This window comes from Neorhizobium sp. T6_25 (assembly GCF_002968555.1).
In the GTDB taxonomy this organism is placed as follows: Bacteria; Pseudomonadota; Alphaproteobacteria; order Rhizobiales; family Rhizobiaceae; genus Neorhizobium.
In genome coordinates this window covers 30,839-45,721 of record NZ_PVBL01000039.1, presented here as the reverse complement: position 1 = coordinate 45,721, position 14,883 = coordinate 30,839, and the positions used below count along the sequence as shown (strand labels likewise).

Sequence of the window (14,883 nt, the reverse complement as noted above, 5' to 3'; positions counted from 1 at the left end):
CCCGACAACCGGCCGACCCCCTGCAGTGCGGCATCGGCGCGGAACATGAAGCGGGCGAGCGCTGCGCGGCCGGCGTTTTCGTCCGCCCGCGGATTGAGCCGCCGGAAATTATCGCGGATCGACAGCGTCGGATCGAGCAGGCTCACCCGCTGGTCGAGCACGGCGGATCTGACCGGTACCCGCACTGTGCCGGAGAAGGGCGACAGGCTGCCGGAAACCAGCGACAGCAGCGTCGTTTTTCCCGAGCCGTTCGGACCGGTGACGGCGACCCGTTCCGGCCCGGTGATCTCGAAGGAGAAGTCGTGCAGGACCGGCTTTTCAACCTCGTAACCGGCGGTGACGTTGTCGAGCCGGAGCACGACCCGGCTCGCGGGCAGGCCGGTCGACGGCAACGTCACGGTGAGCGGCTGCAGGATCTCGATTTTTTCACGCGCGGAGGAGATATCGACGGCCGCCTGGGTTCGCAGCCGCTCGGCAAGCCGGGCATTGTCGCCGCTGGTGTTTTCCGCGCGCCGCTTCAGGCCGCCGGCGACGATACGCGGCATGTCGCCCCGCGCGGCCTTCTTCTTGCCGGCGCTGTCCTTGCGCGCCTTGCGCTCGGTGGTTTGCTGCGCGATGCGACCGACCTCCGCCATCCGCTTTTCGGCGTCGGCGAGATCGTGCTCGGTGGCTGCCAGTTCCAGCGCCTTTCGCTCAAGGTATCGGCTCCAGTCGCCACCATAACGGGTGGCACCAAGCGCGGTCAACTCGCCGATTGCATCGACAGTTTCCAGCAACTCACGGTCGTGGCTGACGATGATCGCTCCACCTCGCCAGCCGGCGAGGAGGTCGATCACCGCCTGGCGGCCCTCTCGGTCGAGATTGTTGGTGGGTTCGTCAAGGATCAGGAAATCCGGCTCGGCGAAGATCAGCGCCGCCAGCCCTGCGCGGGTGCGCTGGCCGCCCGACAGCGTATCGAGCGGTGTATTCGCATCCGCATGGAGGCCTGCCCGCGCCAGCGCCTCGGTCATGCGCGCCTCCAGCATCCAGTCGGCATCGGCCAGTTCCTCGGCGGACGCCTCGCCGGCTTCAGCTCGGGCAAGGATAGCCAACGCATCGCGCGTGCCAAAGAGGTCGGCGATCGTCTCACCGGACGTGACCTGCACGCTCTGGCACAGCATCTCGAGGCTGCCGGAAACCGAGACCGTACCGGATGTGGGCATCAACTCGCCGGTGATCAACTTCAAAAGCGTGGTCTTGCCAACGCCGTTGCGCCCGACAAGGCCGGCGCGTTCGGGGCCGAAGCTGAGGTTCAGATTGGAAAAAAGCGGCCGGCCGTCAGGCGTGGACCACGAAAGATTTGCAAGCGTAATGGCAGGCATGGACGGATTCCCGAATGGCAAGGCAAAGCGGCGTTGCGTTTCGGCTGGAATCCATGATCCACCATCCTGTAGGTGCTGCAGACAGCTTTTTTTTAGGCGGAAAATGCGGCGCGTTCAAGACTGGCGGGGAGATGGCGCGCCGGTTCCTTGTCTGTCGACCGGAGGCATCAGGAGATACCTCGTGGGCTTTTAAGAACACCACCTAGAAAGAGCGGTTACGCCCGCTCCTCCCACAGTTTCGCAAGCTCCACCACCGTCTTCACCGCCAGTTCCATGTCCTGGCTGCTGACGAATTCCAGCGGCGAATGGAAGGCGTGGCCGCCCGCAAAGAGGTTGGCACAGGGCAGGCCCATGAACGAGAGGCGCGAGCCGTCCGTGCCGCCGCGGATGCTGCCACGCACCGGGTTCATGCCGGCCCGGCTGATCGCCTCGACCGCGTAATCGACGATGCCCGGATGCTGGTCGAGCACCACCTTCATGTTGCGGTACTGTTCCTTGACGGTGAAGGTGTAGGTCGAGCCCGGATAGTCGGCGATCACCTGCCTGGTGATCTCCTCGAGCAGGGTCTCCTTGGTCTTCAGGCCCTCCTCGGTGAAATCGCGGATGATGAAGGAGAGATTGGCCTTTTCCATCACGCCAGTCATGCCGGTCGGGTGGATGAAGCCATCGCGGCCCTTGGTGGTCTCGGGCGTCATGTCCTTCGGTAATCCGGCAACGATGCGGCCGGCGATCTTGATGGCGTTTTCCATCTTGCCGAAGGCGAAGCCCGGATGCATGGCGACGCCCTTGATGGCGATTTCCACCGCATCGGCCGAAAACGTCTCGTCCTCGATCGTGCCGGCGGTCTCGCCGTCCAACGTATAGCCGAAATCGGCACCAAGCTTTGCGAGATCCACCTTGTCGACGCCGCGGCCAATCTCCTCGTCGGTGGTGAAGAGGATGCGGATGGCGCCGTGCCTGACGTCCGGGTTGTTGATGAAGAACTCGGCGGCCGACATGATCTCGGCAATGCCAGCCTTGTCGTCGGCGCCGAGCAGCGTGGTTCCGTCGGAGGTGATGATGTCGTTGCCGATCTGGTCCTTCAGCACCGGATGTTCGGACACCCGGATCACCTGGTTTCTGTCGCCGGTGAGCTGGATGTCGCCCCCCTGGTAGTTCCTGACGATCTGCGGCTTGACGTTGGTGCCGGTGAAATCGGGTGCCGTGTCCATGTGGGCGCAGAAGCAGATCACCGGCACGTTGTTCTTCGACGTCGTCGCCGGGATCGTCCCGTAGATATAGCCGTGCTCGTCGAGATGCGCATCGGTAATGCCGATGGCCAGCATTTCCTCGACCAGCAGCCGGCCGAGATCCTTCTGTTTCATCGTCGACGGCTGGGAGGGAGACTTGGCATCCGACTGGGTGTCGATGACGACGTAACGCAGGAAACGATCGGTAACACTATCGGCCATGGGTGATCCATAAATTGCGAACAGAATGGGAGTTGTAGCGGGCGGATGTGGGTGCGTGAAGCGGGGAAATGCAGTGAGCGGTTGGCGATTGCCGTTCATCCGGATGCCGCCACCTTCTTCCCGGTCGCGGGGAGAAGGTTAGACTGCGGAAATGCTGCGCGCCATCACCGGTGCGGCGCTGCTGGCGAGAATGGCAAAAGCGACGGAAGAAAGGGATTGGCGCCGCGTCGGGCGCTTGAGTGACCTAGAGAGGCCCGACCCGAGGCAACCCTTCTGGAACATTAAATCGTCACGGCTGCTGTCCGTAAGCCGTCGCCACCTCCGAGCGCGCCGCGATGTCCGAGGCGGGCAGAGATCGCCCGTGCCGCGACGAGCAGCGGTTCGGCAAAACCGTTGAGATTCTTCAGCGACAGGCGCTGAACGGGACCGGCGATCGCGACGGCGCCGACCACGTCCGACTGGGCGTCGCGGATGGGTGCGGCGATGGCGCGCATGCCGAGTTCGTTCTCCTCGTCTTCCACTGCGAAACCGAGGCGGCGGACATTGCCGAACAGTTTCCGCAGCTTGTCGGGGTCGGTGACGGTTTTGGGGGTTCGGGGCGGCAGGGTCGCCCCGACAAGGGCACCGATGCGGTTTTCCGGCTGGAAGGCGAGAATTGCCCGGCCGGCAGCCGTCGAATGATAGGGTGCGCGCATGCCGATCTCGGCATTGATGCGCACCGCCTGCCGGGAAGGCTGGACGCGGACATACATGATCTCCGGCCCGGCCGGCACTGCAAGCAGCACCGTCTCGTCCGTCTCCTGCCTCAAGTCGACCAGCAGCGTGCGCGCTTCGGCGGAAAGGTCCATGCGGTTGCGCACCAGCGAACCGAGCCCGAAAAGTTCGAGCCCCAGCCGGTAGCGGCCGGTCTCGCGATTCTGCTCGAGGAAATCTTCGGCCATCAGCGTCACCACCAGGCGATGGACGGTGCTCTTGGCAATGCCGAGGCGGCGGGCGAGCTCGGTGACGCCGATCTCCGCATCGTCGCCTTCGAAAGCCTTGAGGATGCGGATCGCCATCGACACCGAGGAGAGCCGACCCTTCCGGTCCTCGTTCTGCGCGCCCATGTCCCTCGTGGTCTTCATGTCATTTGTCGCTTCCATGACAATCTGCCGGCACGCAACCGGACAACAGGCGCGGTCGACGCGCCAACTGCAAAAGCGCCGTTGACAGCCGATTGTCCAAGGGAATATTCTACTTGTGGACCGGCGTTCCATATAGAAGAACACATGACGACGACTAAAGCAAGCGGAAACGCCAGCGGTGGCTGCACGGTTTGGCGGCCTGCCAGGAGCCGGGCTCGCCGAACAAGGACCTGAACCGAAAGACCGCCCCATTGGATACCCGCAAGACCGTGCCGCTGATCGTCGCATCGGCCCTCATCATGCAGCAGATCGATTCGACGGCGATCGCCACGGCCCTGCCAACGATTGCCGACGCGCTCGGCGAGCCGCCGCTGGCGCTGCATTCAACGATCACCGTCTACGTGCTGTCGCTCGGCGTGTTCCTGCCCTTGAGCGGCTGGCTCGCCGACCGTTTCGGCGCCCGGCGGGTGTTCTGCCTGGCGGTCGCGCTGTTCACCTTCGCCTCGCTGCTCTGTGCCGCTTCGACCACCCTCACCATGCTGATCGCAGCGCGCGCGCTGCAGGGTTTTGGCGGCGCGTTGATGCTGCCGACGGCACGGCTGATCCTGGTGCGCTCGGTGCCGCGCGAGGAACTGGTGTCCGCCATGGTGCTGATGAGCATGCCGGCCGTGGTCGGCCCGGCGATCGGCCCGCTGCTCGGCGGCTTCATCACCGGCATCAGTTCGTGGCACTGGATCTTCTGGATCAATCTGCCGGTCGGCATCGTGGCGATCATCCTGACGCTTGCGCTCATCGAAAAAGTCCCGCCGACGGAACGCACCTCCTTCGATTTCCTCGGCTTCATCCTCACCGGTACCGGCATCGGCGCGGTCATCTTCGGGTTCGATTCCTTCGCCCGCGGCATGAATTCCAGCGCATTGGTTCTGGTTGTGGGCGGCATCGCCCTGCTCGGCCTCTACATCCGCCATGCGCGCAAAACCCGAAATGCCATCCTCGACCTCAGGCTCTTTCGATATCCCACATTCCGATCGAGCGTCACCGGCGGCTCGCTGTTTCGGATCAGCATGGGCGCTCTGCCTTTCATGCTGCCGCTGCTGATGCAGGAGGTCTTCCGCTATACGCCGCTGCAATCGGGCGCCATCACCTTCGTCTCGACGATCGGCGCCTTCGGCATGCGAACCATGACGAGGCGCATCCTGCGTCGTTTCGGTTTCCGCAGCGTGCTCTTCTGGAACGCATTGATCGCCAGCGCTTCGATGGCGCTGCTCGCCACTTTCACGCCCGGCACGGCGCCGGCGGTCATGGTGGCCATCATTCTGCTCGGCGGCTTTTTCCGGGCCTTGCAGTTCACATCGCTGAACACGCTGACATTTGCGGAAACCGAAGACTCGGAGATGAGCCACGCGACGTCGCTGTCGCAGATGGCGCAGCGCATCGCCCAGAGCACCGGCGTCGCGATGTCGGCCATGCTTTTGCACTATTTTTCCGGCGGCTCCGAGACGCTGACCAACTTCGCCTTCGCGATGTCCTTCATCATCATCGCGGTCATTTCGGCATCCTCGTGCCTCTCATTCTTCCGCCTGTCCGAGACGGCCGGCGACGTGCTCGCAGGCCGCAAGAAGGAAGCGAAGGAGGAAGCTATAGCCGCCGAGCAGGCCGATGCGGCAGGGTAACGATGCGGGCGGGGCGTGGCGAATTGAAGCTCGCCGACATTGGCCGGCGAGCCCTCCGTGGCTGCGACCCCGTGTGTGATCGGTTGCAGCCCACGTGAGCAGCCGCGCGCGAACAGCCATCGGCGGGTCCGTCCATGGTTCATGGTCACGGACGCGCCTTTAGGCCGCTCACGGCGATGAAAGGGTTTTCGCTCTCGGTCAGTCCAGTCCGAACGGACTACTGGATCAGCGAGGCGGCGTTGCGTGTCGTTGGGGCTTTGGTAGGTTTTGCGTCGACCGGGACGATATCGACGACCTCCGAAAGCAGGAACTGCTTTGGAGAGCCACAGATGGTGGCATAGACGATCCGGTCTAATATTTTCAGGCTTTCGGACACGAAGGTCCGTTGGTCGCCATTGTCGAGCACCGATACAACGTACATGTTGATCCCACAGAGGTTAGGCGCGCAGTCATTCGCGCACCAGCATTTTTAGCCCCCGATGGTTAATGGGAGGTTAAATCCGCCACGGACGACCTGCCGCAAAATGATCGCGGGTTAGAGCGCCGGCACCAACCGCCCTTTGTCATCGTCTGCCGAATCCGCAGTGGGCCGCACCGCCCCCCTTGAAACGGACCTGCTCGTGCGCTAGCTAAAGGCGACAAAGAACTTAGCACACTAATATTATGCCCACGATGAAACCCGATCCGATCGCATCCGAATTCTTCGAGGCGCTGACCAAGGTCAGCCGCAAGATCCGTACCGCCTTCAACCAGCGTGTCATGGCGCATGGGCTGACCTACCCGCGCGCGCGCGCCCTGTTTCGCCTCGCCAAGAAGCAGAACATGACGCAGAGCGAGCTTGCTTGCGAGCTGGAACTCGAACAGGCGACCATGGTGCGTCTTCTCGACCGGATGGAGGAGAACGGCCTGATCGAACGCCGGCCGGACCCGAACGACCGTCGCGTCAAGCTTCTGTTCCTGACGGTCCACGGCGAGGAACAGGCAAGCCTTGTGAGCTCAATTGCCGACCACATGCGCGAGCAGATCTTTCAGGATATCGATGCCGAGCAGGTGCAGGTCGCCATGGCACTGTTCGAGCGGATCACGGCCAATATCGGGGAGATGGAGGACATCGATGTCCCCGCGTGAGACGACGGCAAGGCAGGACGACGCAACGATCATAGGACCGGATTTCCGTAGAACGGCGGCGCCGATCGAAACCGTCGAGACAGCACCGCGCGCTCCGGAACCCGCCGCTCCCTCCGCGCCTGCCCCGGTCGCGCCGCCTGCCTTCGTGCCCAAATCGCCGGCGATGACCGCGGCCTATATGCTGGCAGGCATGCTGATTGCCCTGACGCAGGGGCTCGGCATGAGCTTCATCTCCACCAATCTGCAGCAGATCGCCGGGGCGATGGACCTGACCCAGACCGAAGCTACCTGGCTGATGGCCGCCTATCTCTTTCCAAATGCCAGCCTGACGCTGCTGCTCTTCAAGGTGCGGGCACAATACGGTCTGCGCAATTTCGCCGAAGTGGCGATCGTCTTTTATGGGCTCGTGTGCCTGGCACATTTCTGGTCCGACAGTTACGAAAGCGCGCTGGCGTTGCGTTTCTTTGCGGGCGTCGCGGCCGCGCCGATGACCTCGCTCGGTTTCCTTTATGTGCTCGAGCCGGTTTCCCCGACGAAGAAATTGAGCGTTGGCCTCTGTGCCGCGCTGACGGCCCTTGCCCTGCCCGCGCCGGTGGCCGGCATCATCTCGCCTTATCTCCTCGATATCGGAGGTTATCACGCGCTTTATCTCGTCGAGATGGGGCTTGCCATGGTGGCGCTCGGCCTCGTCTATGTCCTGCCCCTGACCTCGCCGCCGCGGGCGAAAGTGATCAGCAGCCTCGACCTTGTCAGCTACCTCTTCCTCGCTGTCGGGCTTGGCTGTTTTGCGGTGGCATTCACCGTCGGTCGGCTCTACTGGTGGACTGCGGTCGACTGGCTCGCCTGGATGATCATCGGCGGCATTGCGGCCTCGGCAATCTTTGCGGCGATCGAGCTCAACCGGAAGAACCACCTGGTCGACATCCGCTGGCTCACATCCCGCGACATCCTGCACTTTGCCGGCGCGCTGATGGTATCCCGTCTGCTATTTTCCGAGCAGACCAGCGGCGCCGTCAACTTTCTGCGCAATACCGGCATGCTGAACGAGCAGATGGCCGGCCTCTACTGGCTTATCCTCGCCGGAGCCGTCGCTTCCGGCATCATCTGCGCCATGGTCATGAAACCCGGCCGGGCGTCGGCGATCCACGCGGTCGCGCTGCTGCTGGTCGCAGTCGGCAGCTATATGGACAGCCAGTCGACCATCCTCACCCGCCCCGAACAGATGTATCTCAGCCAGTTCCTGGTGAGCTTTGCGAGCGGCCTTTTCCTGCCGCCGGCGTTGATGATCGGCATGGGTGCTGCGATGAAGCGCGGCCCAAGCTACATCCTTTCCTTCATCGTCGTTTTCCTCGCCACCCAGAAGATAGGCAGTTATCTCGGCACCGCGCTCTACGGCACCTTCGTGCAGTGGCGGGAGCAGTTCCATTCCTTCCGGCTGGTCTCCGAACTCGCCTCCACCGATCCCTTGGTCGCATCCCGCCTGAAACAGCTCGGCAGCGCCTATGGCAAGGTGCTGGCCGACCAGAACCAGCAGGTTTTGCAGGGCGCCGCCCTCTTCGCCAGGCAGGTCCAGCAACAGGCCTACGCGCTCGCCTACAACGACGCCTCCCTGCTGACCGCCTGGGCATCGCTCGCGGCCCTCGCCTGCCTTCTCGTTCACGTCGCCTGGCGCAACCGCCACCGGCTTTTACCCACCGGTCATCCGAGGCCCGCCGCCGGCTGACGCTCCGAACAGAGCCCAAAGAAGAAACAAAGAACAAGAAACGAAACTGCCATGTCCAAGATCTTCCGCTTCATCGCCACCTATGTCGCGCTCGCGATCGGCGCCGCCGGTATCGTCGTCGTGCTCTACGCCTGGAACCTGCCGCCCTTCCACGGCTCGGTCGAGACCACCAACGACGCCTATGTGCGCGGCCAAGTGACCATCCTCAGTCCCCAGCTTGCCGGCTACCTTACGGAAGTGCCGGTCCAGGATTACCAGAGGGTGCGACGGGGCGATCTGATCGCCAGGATCGACGACCGGATCTACGCCCAGAAACTCGAACAGGCGAAGGCAGCGCTGGCGACGGCCCAGGCTTCGCTCGCCAACTCCGAACAGAGCCGCAAGTCTGCGGAAGCGAAAATTCTCTCCGCCAAGGCCGCCGTCGAAAGCGCCAATGCCGCCTTCGATGCGGCGAGAACCGCCTACGACCGCACCCAAAGCCTCCTCGAAAAGAACATCGCCACCCAGAGCGACGCGGAAAAGACCCGCTCCGCCTTCAACCAGGCCCAGGCCGCGGTGCATCAGGCGGAGGCCGCCGAACTGGTCGCCGAACAGGACCTGAACACGATCGTGGTTAGCCGCAAGTCATTGGAGGCCAATGTCGAAAGCGCCAAGGCGGCGGTGAAGCTCGCCGAGATCGATCTTGCCAATACCCGCATCACCGCCCCGCAGGACGGCACGCTCGGCGAAGTCGCCGGCCGCATCGGCCAGTATGTCTCGGTCGGCACCCAGATCGGCTCGATCGTGCCTGCGCAAGTCTGGGTCGTCGCCAACTTCAAGGAAACCCAGCTCGGCGGCATGGCTGCCGGTCAGAAGGTGACCTTCACCGTCGATGCCCTCGGTCATGAGAGGTTCGCCGGCCGGATCGAGCGTTTTGCGCCGGCCACGGGCTCGGAATTCTCGGTCATCAAGGCCGACAACGCCACCGGCAACTTCACCAAGGTTGCCCAGCGCATCCCGGTCCGGATCGCTATCGAGCCGCAACAGAGGCTCACCGACAGGCTGGTCCCTGGCATGTCGGTGGTCGCAAGTGTGGACCTCGCGCAAGGGGACATGGCGCGCGGCGTGGCTCTTGCGGGCGGCAAGCTCGACTGACCGACGGCCAATCAAACTGGACACGCCCTCCCGGTGCTCCGGAAGGGCGTTTCTTCATCCGATCTGACGCGACGGATCAGTGCGCCGTGTTCACCTGCCCGCCCTTCTTCTTCGCATCGTGGGTGTGGTGGCTGTCGCGTTCGCCGCCGCCGCCCGAGACCCGGCTCTTGGAGCGCAGGTCGTCGTCGGCCGGTGGCTTCTTCACGTCGAGCGGCACACCCTTTTTCGCATCCGGGGCGTTTTCATGGGACGCGCCCGGCCCGCCCTGGCGGATGCTCGCGGGTGTCTTGTGCGATGTCGACATCATGAACTCCCTATCGGTCCTGCTGATAACCCTGGTGGGTGGTGTTGACCTTGGTATTGCCTTGCTGGCCCTGCTTGCCGGGATCATTCGCCGCCTGGAGCTTGCCGGGTTTGATATCGGACGCATGGGTCTGCTCGCCGGAGCCCTTGTGGCTCAGGTTTTCCGGGGGCGTCGGGGGAAGTTTGCTGCTCATGAAGGGTCTCCTTTTCTTGCGGTTTCCCACTGGTCTAACCCGCAGTGAGTCACGATGTTCCATCAGACGTGTTGTTGCCGCCGGGGTGAGGAACCCCCCGCCGCACTCTCGCGTTCGAACGGGTTAAAGAGGCAGGGAGGACTTCGATGAACGACTTTCAGGATCAGCTTGCCGCAGCGATCAAGCAGGCTGAATTGCCGATAGAAGGTAAATGGTGGCACACCGCCACCGTCTATCAGGTCTATCCGCGCAGTTTTTGCGATCTCAACGGTGACGGCGTCGGCGATATCCCCGGCATCACCTCCAAGCTCGACTATCTGAAATCCCTGGGTATCGACGTGATCTGGCTGTCGCCGATCTACAAGTCGCCGATGGACGACAACGGCTATGACATTTCCGATTTCCAGGACATCGCCCCGGAATTCGGCACGCTTGCCGATTTCGACAGGCTGGTATCGGAGGCCCGCAACCGGGGCATAGGCATCGTCCTCGATCTCGTCGTCAACCACACGTCGGACGAACATCCGTGGTTTCTCGAGAGCCGCAAGGGGCCGGGCAACCCGTTCCGCGATTTCTACGTCTGGCGCAAGCCGGCCGCAGACGGCGGGCCGCCGAACAGTCTCAAATCCTCCTTCGGCGGGCCGGCCTGGACGCTTGATCCCCTGAGCGGCGAATATTACCTGCATCTGTTCTCGACCCGCCAACCGGATCTCAACTGGGAAAACCCGGCCGTCCGGGCCGAGATCTACAAGATGATGAACTGGTGGCTGGAGCGCGGCATTGCCGGTTTCCGCATGGATGTCATCGATTATATCGGCAAGCAGGTAGACCAGGAAATCGTCCACGACGGTCCGCACCTGCACGACTACCTGCAGGAAATGAACCGCGAAACATTCGGCAATCGCGATATCCTGACCGTCGGCGAGACCTGGAGCGCGACACCCGGTTCGGCTCTCCTTTATTCCGGCCGCAACCGCCACGAACTGTCGATGGTCTTCCAGTTCGAGCACGTGACCCAGCAATGGGATGAGATATTCGGCAAATGGCGCTCGAAGCCGTTCGACCTGGTGAAGCTGAAATCGGTGCTTGGCAAGTGGCAATACGCGCTGTCGGACGACGGCTGGAATTCGCTGTTCTGGGGCAACCATGACCTGCCGCGCGCCGTCTCCAAATATGGGGATGCGACCGGTCATCCGGCAGAATCGGCCAAGATGCTGGCGACCGTGCTGCACCTGATGAAGGGCACGCCCTTCATCTACCAGGGCGAGGAGATCGGCATGACCAATGTGCCGTTCACGACGATCGAGCAGTATCGCGACATCGAGACGCTCAACATGCACCGGCTGCATATCGAAGCCGGCCTGTCGCCGGAGGAATTCATCAAGGGCGCCAATGAAAACGCCCGCGACAACGCCCGCACTCCGATGCAATGGAGCGCCGCGCCCTATGGCGGCTTTTCGACCGGCGTGCCGTGGATCGAGGTCAATCCCAATTATCCGACGATCAATGCCGAGCGCGAAATGACCGACGAAAGGTCGATCTGGAACCATTATCGCAAGCTGATCGCGCTCAGGAAACGCCACCCGGTGATCGTCTACGGGATTTATCAGAGCTGGCTCGACAGCCATCCGGACGTCTTCGTCTACTCGCGAACCCTCGACGGGGAGCGTTTGGTGGTGGTCGCCAATTTCAGGGCCCGTGAGGTGCCCGTCGAGCTGCCGGGCGAATTGAGGATACCAGGCGAGTGCCTGATCTCGAACTATGAACCGGTCGACCGGCTGGGTGAAAGCCTGATGCTGAAGCCCTACGAGGCTTTCGCGGTTTTGGCGCAGACGCTTTGAAAAACCGCGTCAATCATCCGTGGACCAGTCAGAGGGAAAATCCATGCCCCGCGGTAGAATACGCAGGATATTAACGCTATGGCGGCACTGCGCTCAAACCCTATGACGCGCAGGCCCGGATGGATATGGTTCCGGACCGTTCCGCGCTGGGGAAATGCCGCGAGGATCATGCAGGCCGCTTCAATTCGATCGATATAGTTTCCAGCGCGCTCGTGCCCGCCCTCTTGGGGCAATTCTCAGATAAATCCGCCGGAGGTCAGTGACGGCTGCCGGTCGAAACTCGACCTTATGAACCACGCTTGTCAGCTTTCGCTTGGCTGGCATGGAATTCGCGAAGTTCCGCGAATACTTTGGCTGCGGGAATACTGGGGCGCGGATCGTCCATGGCTTCCTGAACCTTCAGGCGCATGATTTCGTCCAGGGCTTCCCTTTTCCCGCTCGAGTGCCCGCAGGGCAGCGCGCACTGCCTCGCTGGCGGAGTCATAGTCCCCCGATTCCACCATGGCATCAAGAACTTGCTGCTGTTTACCGAGTGTCAGGGTGATGGATTTGTTGGTGCGCATGTCAGCCTATCCTTTTACGCTGCCCAATCTTGCAACACGACAGTGTCTTGCGCAACCTCCTGTCGGCGGGCGCTAGTTCCTCACCCGCAGCAGCCGCAACGCGTTGATCGTCACCAGCACCGTCGCGCCGGTATCCGCGAGGATCGCCGGCCACAATCCGGTGATGCCGATGATGGTGGTGACCAGGAAGACGGCCTTCAGGCCGATGGCGATGGTAATGTTCTGGTAGATGTTGCGCATCGTCCGTTTCGACAGTTCGATCATGGCGGCGATGTCGCCGACCCGACCGTGCAACGCTGCGGCATCGGCGGTTTCGAGCGCCACGTCCGTGCCGCCGCCCATCGCGATGCCGACATCAGCGGCAGCGAGCGCCGGCGCGTCGTTGATGCCGTCGCCGACCTTGCCGACCACGAAACCCTCGCTTTTCAGTTCGCCGACGATGCGGCTCTTGTCTTCCGGCATCAGTTCGGCACGCACCTCGATGCCGAGGTCCTTGCCGATCGCGGCTGCGGTGCGGGCATTGTCGCCGGTCAGCATCACGGTCCTGATGCCGGCATCGGTCAGCGCCTTCAGGCCGGCCCTGGCGTCGGGACGCGGTTCGTCGCGCATGGCGATGGCACCGGCCAGAACCCCGCCGACGATCAGCACCGAGACGGTCTTGCCTTCGTCGTTGAGGCCGGTGATCCGCCGGCCGTGCGCCATCGGCAGCGAAACCCGCTCGGCTGCGGCCTTCGGCGAACCCAAAAACACCTCCTGGTCTTCGACTATTGCCGTGATGCCCTTGCCGCCGAGCGCCCTGGCATCAGTTGCGGTCGGAATCTCGACCTCGTCATCGGCAGCCTTGGCAAGGATTGCGACGGCGAGCGGATGGCTGGAGCCGGTTTCGAGCGCTGCCGCAAAGCGCAGCACGTCCTCCGCATTGCGGCCGAACGCGATGACATCGGTCACCTGGGGCCTACCCGCCGTCAACGTACCGGTCTTGTCGAGCGCGACGGCGGTGATCTTGCCGAGGGTTTCCAGCACCGCGCCGCCCTTCATCAGCAGGCCGCGGCGGGCACCTGACGACAGCGATGCGGCAATCGCCGCCGGCGTCGAGATGACCAGCGCGCAGGGGCAACCGATCAGCAGGATCGCCAGGCCCTTGTAGACCCACTCGCTCCAGGACGCACCGGCAACGAGCGGCGGCAGGATGGCGACCAGTGCCGCAACGGCGACGACGCCCGGCGTGTAATACCGCGAAAACCGGTCGATGAAGCGTTCGGTGGGGGCCTTGCTTTCCTGCGCCTCCTCGACCAGCCGCACCACGCGGGCAATCGTATTGTCCTCGGCGGCGGCCGTCACGCGAACCCGCAAGGCGGCATCGCCGTTGATCGTGCCGGCAAACACCGTGTCGTCGATGCCCTTGGAGACCGGCGTGCTTTCGCCCGTCACCGGCGCTTCGTCGATCGCGCTTTCGCCGGCGATGATGACGCCGTCCGCGGAAATACGATCACCGGGACGCACGAGGATGGTCGCGCCGACGGCAAGGCTCTCGGCCGGCACTTCGCGGGTCTGGCCGTTTTCTTCGAGCAGCGCGTTCTTCGGCACCAGCGCGGTCAGGCTCTGGATGCTTTGGCGCGCCTTGACGGCCGCGACCCCTTCCAGTAGCTCGCCGATCAGGAAGAGGAAAACCACGGCGGCGGCCTCTTCCGATGCGTCGATGACAACAGCGCCGACGGCGGCGATCGTCATCAGCATCTCGATCGAAAACGGCGTGCCGGCGAGTGCTGCCGTGACGGCGCGGCGGGCAATCGGCACGAGGCCAATCAGCATCGCTGCGGTGAAGATGATTGTGTCATAGGTCGGCACCAGATGGCCGATCCCGTAAGCCGCCGCCAACGCAATGCCGACCACGATGGTCAGGCGGCCCTTCGCCGATTTCCACCACGGTCCGTCCATCGGCCCGTGATCGTGGCTGTGCAGGCCTTCGATTTCCGCCGTGCCGTGGTCGTGGTGGGAATGATCGTGCCCACCGTCATGGGCGTGATGGTGGTCATGCCTCTTGCCGATCTCCCCCCTTGGGGGGGAGATGCCCGGCAGGGCAGAGGGGGGGAACCCCTCGACACCGCGCCGCCGCGCATCCTCACCAGCCTTCTGACCCAGCGTCCTGAGCGAATACCCAAGCCCTACGACCTTCTTCTCGATCGCGCCCAGATCGCCGGTGCCGTCATGCTTCACAGTCATCGTGCCTGAAGCCACCGAAACGGACACGTCCTCGACGCCCGGCATGCGGCGCACCGCGGTGTCGATCTTCGTCGCGCAGCTGGCGCAATCCATGCCGCCAACCTTGTATCGTGCCTGCGTGGTGGTGCTCATCGTCTCATTCCCATTGGATCGAGCCCTGTCTCT

13 protein-coding genes are annotated in these 14,883 nt (G+C 63.2%); 5 read left to right on the top strand and 8 right to left on the bottom strand.

The features are described 5' to 3' along the window. The 3 genes from C5L10_RS31500 to C5L10_RS31490 all read right to left on the bottom strand — a co-directional run. A partial coding sequence (locus C5L10_RS31500; protein ID WP_105432910.1) for an ATP-binding cassette domain-containing protein occupies positions 1-1,361 on the bottom strand: 1,361 nt, incomplete at its 3' end. A gap of 215 nt (positions 1,362-1,576) precedes the next feature. Then, entirely contained in the window at positions 1,577-2,812 is a 1,236-nt protein-coding gene (gene pepT / locus C5L10_RS31495) for a peptidase T (protein ID WP_105432909.1), read from the bottom strand. A 281-nt stretch (positions 2,813-3,093) separates the two neighbouring features. Further along, on the bottom strand, positions 3,094-3,954 hold the full coding sequence (locus C5L10_RS31490; RefSeq protein ID WP_105432908.1) for an IclR family transcriptional regulator: 861 nt from the start codon (positions 3,952-3,954) through the stop codon (positions 3,094-3,096). Positions 3,955-4,187: 233 nt separating this feature from the next. On the opposite strand from C5L10_RS31490, the gene C5L10_RS31485 reads away from it, so the two are divergent. Further along, positions 4,188-5,609 (top strand): DHA2 family efflux MFS transporter permease subunit, encoded by a 1,422-nt coding sequence (locus tag C5L10_RS31485; RefSeq protein WP_172717278.1) that lies wholly within the window; start codon positions 4,188-4,190, stop codon positions 5,607-5,609. A gap of 217 nt (positions 5,610-5,826) precedes the next feature. Here C5L10_RS31485 and C5L10_RS31480 read toward each other — a convergent pair whose 3' ends face one another. Continuing rightward, on the bottom strand, positions 5,827-6,030 hold the full coding sequence (locus tag C5L10_RS31480) for a hypothetical protein (protein ID WP_046629517.1): 204 nt from the start codon (positions 6,028-6,030) through the stop codon (positions 5,827-5,829). A gap of 242 nt (positions 6,031-6,272) precedes the next feature. Between C5L10_RS31480 and C5L10_RS31475 the strand changes: the two genes are divergently transcribed. Genes C5L10_RS31475 through C5L10_RS31465 form a run of 3 tightly spaced genes read left to right on the top strand, consistent with a single transcriptional unit; the run spans position 6,273 to position 9,594 of the window. Next, a complete protein-coding gene (locus C5L10_RS31475) occupies positions 6,273-6,737 on the top strand; it encodes a MarR family winged helix-turn-helix transcriptional regulator (RefSeq protein ID WP_105432906.1) in 465 nt (154 codons plus the stop codon). Further along, positions 6,724-8,460 carry an MFS transporter gene (locus tag C5L10_RS31470; RefSeq protein ID WP_105432905.1) on the top strand — a complete coding sequence of 579 codons (1,737 nt, stop codon included), beginning with the start codon at positions 6,724-6,726 and terminating at the stop codon, positions 8,458-8,460. The genes C5L10_RS31475 and C5L10_RS31470 overlap by 14 nt, the downstream gene beginning before the upstream one ends. Before the next feature lie 51 nt (positions 8,461-8,511). Next, entirely contained in the window at positions 8,512-9,594 is a 1,083-nt protein-coding gene (locus tag C5L10_RS31465) for an HlyD family secretion protein (RefSeq protein WP_105432904.1), read from the top strand. Positions 9,595-9,670: 76 nt separating this feature from the next. Here C5L10_RS31465 and C5L10_RS31460 read toward each other — a convergent pair whose 3' ends face one another. Further along, on the bottom strand, positions 9,671-9,898 hold the full coding sequence (locus tag C5L10_RS31460; RefSeq protein ID WP_105432903.1) for a hypothetical protein: 228 nt from the start codon (positions 9,896-9,898) through the stop codon (positions 9,671-9,673). A gap of 10 nt (positions 9,899-9,908) precedes the next feature. Further along, complete coding sequence (locus tag C5L10_RS31455) at positions 9,909-10,091, bottom strand: hypothetical protein (RefSeq protein ID WP_046631950.1); 183 nt, start codon at positions 10,089-10,091, stop codon at positions 9,909-9,911. Positions 10,092-10,237: 146 nt separating this feature from the next. Between C5L10_RS31455 and C5L10_RS31450 the strand changes: the two genes are divergently transcribed. Beyond that, positions 10,238-11,932, top strand: a complete 1,695-nt coding sequence (locus tag C5L10_RS31450; RefSeq protein WP_105432902.1) for an alpha-glucosidase — start codon at positions 10,238-10,240, stop codon at positions 11,930-11,932. Positions 11,933-12,218: 286 nt separating this feature from the next. On the opposite strand, the gene C5L10_RS35145 is transcribed toward C5L10_RS31450, so the two are convergent. Together C5L10_RS35145 and C5L10_RS31435 are read right to left on the bottom strand one after the other, a co-directional pair. Continuing rightward, on the bottom strand, positions 12,219-12,341 hold the full coding sequence (locus tag C5L10_RS35145; protein ID WP_371412013.1) for a hypothetical protein: 123 nt from the start codon (positions 12,339-12,341) through the stop codon (positions 12,219-12,221). 226 nt (positions 12,342-12,567) lie between these two features. Further along, on the bottom strand, positions 12,568-14,850 hold the full coding sequence (locus C5L10_RS31435; RefSeq protein ID WP_105432900.1) for a heavy metal translocating P-type ATPase: 2,283 nt from the start codon (positions 14,848-14,850) through the stop codon (positions 12,568-12,570). Positions 14,851-14,883: the final 33 nt, after the last annotated feature.

Coding starts and splice junctions, on each gene's coding strand:
- C5L10_RS31465 (WP_105432904.1), top strand. CDS start 8,512: ATGTCCAAGATCTTCCGCTTCATCGCCACCTATGTCGCGCTCGCGATC.
- C5L10_RS31470 (WP_105432905.1), top strand. CDS start 6,724: ATGTCCCCGCGTGAGACGACGGCAAGGCAGGACGACGCAACGATCATA.
- C5L10_RS31460 (WP_105432903.1), bottom strand. CDS start 9,898: ATGTCGACATCGCACAAGACACCCGCGAGCATCCGCCAGGGCGGGCCG.
- C5L10_RS31480 (WP_046629517.1), bottom strand. CDS start 6,030: ATGTACGTTGTATCGGTGCTCGACAATGGCGACCAACGGACCTTCGTG.
- C5L10_RS31475 (WP_105432906.1), top strand. CDS start 6,273: ATGCCCACGATGAAACCCGATCCGATCGCATCCGAATTCTTCGAGGCG.
- C5L10_RS31435 (WP_105432900.1), bottom strand. CDS start 14,850: ATGAGCACCACCACGCAGGCACGATACAAGGTTGGCGGCATGGATTGC.
- C5L10_RS31455 (WP_046631950.1), bottom strand. CDS start 10,091: ATGAGCAGCAAACTTCCCCCGACGCCCCCGGAAAACCTGAGCCACAAG.
- pepT (WP_105432909.1), bottom strand. CDS start 2,812: ATGGCCGATAGTGTTACCGATCGTTTCCTGCGTTACGTCGTCATCGAC.
- C5L10_RS35145 (WP_371412013.1), bottom strand. CDS start 12,341: ATGCGCCTGAAGGTTCAGGAAGCCATGGACGATCCGCGCCCCAGTATT.
- C5L10_RS31450 (WP_105432902.1), top strand. CDS start 10,238: ATGAACGACTTTCAGGATCAGCTTGCCGCAGCGATCAAGCAGGCTGAA.
- C5L10_RS31490 (WP_105432908.1), bottom strand. CDS start 3,954: ATGGAAGCGACAAATGACATGAAGACCACGAGGGACATGGGCGCGCAG.